The organism is Prevotella heparinolytica (genome assembly GCF_004342845.1).
GTDB classification, from domain to species: Bacteria; Bacteroidota; Bacteroidia; order Bacteroidales; family Bacteroidaceae; genus Bacteroides; species Bacteroides heparinolyticus.
The window spans coordinates 1-2,366 of sequence record NZ_SLXB01000055.1; the positions used below are offsets into that span (position 1 = coordinate 1).

At 39.2% G+C, this 2,366-nt stretch carries 1 protein-coding gene and 1 pseudogene; both read left to right on the forward strand.

All coding sequences use genetic code 11. From position 1 onward, the window contains the following. Nucleotides 1-209: 209 nt before the first annotated feature. Nucleotides 210-1,763 carry an ATP-binding protein gene (locus tag EV202_RS14870; protein ID WP_131927613.1) on the forward strand — a complete coding sequence of 518 codons (1,554 nt, stop codon included), beginning with the start codon at nucleotides 210-212 and terminating at the stop codon, nucleotides 1,761-1,763. A gap of 4 nt (nucleotides 1,764-1,767) precedes the next feature. Continuing rightward, nucleotides 1,768-2,270, forward strand: a pseudogene (locus tag EV202_RS14875) (hypothetical protein); the annotation flags it as partial. Between the last annotated feature and the right edge of the window lie 96 nt (nucleotides 2,271-2,366).

The window sequence follows — 2,366 nt, forward strand, 5'->3', positions numbered from 1 at the left end:
GATGTTGTTATGAATGAGTTTGCTCACCCATAATATAACAATTTTAGCTATTAGTACGCTGTTTATCATTTGATCAATTAGTTTAAATCACTTCAGAATATAAACACATAATAATCAAATCAATGGGGCGATTTTAACAGAATATTCGGTTTTATCCTTACCTTTGTATATAAAATCGGGCTTTATACCCAAACAACAAAAAGAAAACGATGCAAATTCATAACAATACATTGATAGCTGAATGCTCGTCTTACGATTTCAAGGAAATGCTTGAACGAAAGAAAGTAAAATCATGGCTTAAATCCGTATCGGCTTTTGCCAATACGAACGGTGGCAGTTTATTCTATGGAGTAAACGATGACGGAGTGATTGTAGGTTTGGAGAATCCGCAAGCAGATGCCGACTTTATCAGTGAAATGATAAAAGCAAGACTTGATCCTGTACCGGACGTACAGCTTATTCCGATTGAACACGAAGGACGTACCCTGCTTGAAGTGAAAGTAAAGGCAGGAACGCTGACACCTTATTATTATTATCAAGACGGAACACGTACAGCTTATACAAGAGTCGGTAATGAAAGTGTAGAGTGCAATTCGCAACAACTTCTTTCGTTAGTATTAAAGGGCACGCACATGACTTGGGATTCGTTGCCTACACAAGTGGATGCAGACAAGCACTCTTTCATCATTCTTGCCAATACATTCCGTGAGCAAACCCATCAGGAATGGAACGATAAGTATTTGGAATCATTTGGACTGGTCGCATCTGACGGTAAACTAACCAATGCCGGATTGCTGTTTGTGGATAATTGTACCGTATTCCAATCACGTATTTTCTGTACCCGTTGGACGGGACTATATAAAGACGATGCCATCAGTTCCGTAGAACATCGAGCAAATCTTGTATTGCTTTTGAAATATGGCATGGACTTCATTAAGAACTACACCATGAGCGGATGGGTGAAGATGCCGAACTATCGCTTGAACCTCCCCGACTATTCAGACCGTGCTATCTTTGAAGGGTTAGTAAACCATCTTATCCATAGAGATTATACTGTAATGGGTGGTGAAGTACATATTGATATCTATGACGACCGAGTAGAATTGGTATCACCCGGTGCGATGCTTGATGGTACACAAATCCAAGACCGTGATATATACAAAGTGCCGTCCATGCGTCGTAATCCTGTCATTGCAGATGTATTTACACAATTGGACTATATGGAGAAACGTGGTTCCGGTTTGCGTAAAATGCGAGAGCTTACAGAAAAACTACCCAACTTCCTGCAAGGAAAAGAACCGCAATATCAGACGGAAGCAACTTCTTTCTTCACCACTTTTTATAATCTAAACTGGGGTGATAACGGAAGAATACCTGTTGAGGAAGTGGCTAACAGGGTAAATAGCACCCTCGAAAAGTACCCTATAAACGAAGAAAGTTCGGTCGAAAAGTTCGGTGTAAATGCAAAAATGTTCGGTGTAAACAGCAAAAGTTCGGTGAAAAAGTTCGGTGTAAATGCAAAAATGTTCGGAGACACATCGGAAATACCTAAGAAAGTCAGTAAAACTGCACAAAAGATAATCGACCTCGTTATTTCTGACCCATCAATCACAGCCGATAATATGGCTAACAAGGTTGGTGTAACTAAACGCGCTATAGAGAAAAACATCAAGAACCTTAGGGATATGGGAATTTTGGCTCATGAAGGTTCGGATAAGACTGGCTATTGGCGCATTGTAATTAGTCCTCAAATAGAACAATAAACCTATGGGAACATCTTTCATATCACTCTGTGCAATAATTGCCGTTTTGATTATCGCCTTTTTGTTTGCCTCCTTGCCGCAGGTAAGCCATAAACGCGATATAGGGTGCTTTATGTAATAGCCATCATCATGCTATTAGCCGTCATTCCTATCAGTGAGTATATGGCTGGAAATACCCAAAATTCAAGCAACAATTATCTGCTTGTCCTAATATTCGATATTGCAGTAGGATATTTCTGTATGTACATTGCAGCATTGCTGAAATTCAACGTTCTTAAACGGAAGAATCAAGCATTGGAAAATGCATTGACCGAAAAAGAACAAGAAAAAGTATCTATTTTACTGGAACACCAAAATGAAAAACAACAAGCACTTCAAAGAGAAGAACTTGAATGGTTGGCTGAAAAAATCAAAATGTTCACTGAAGAAGAACAGAAATCCATTCTTGCAAGCGCTTACGCATTTGCAGAACATGACCTAATAGTAACTCCTTCAATAGTCATACAACGAGACCTCTGCAAAACCTTACCCCATTCTCTATCATTCTTGTTTTTGAGCAATATTGGCTCACCTGCAGTCTATATTTTTGATTTTTAGGCTGTA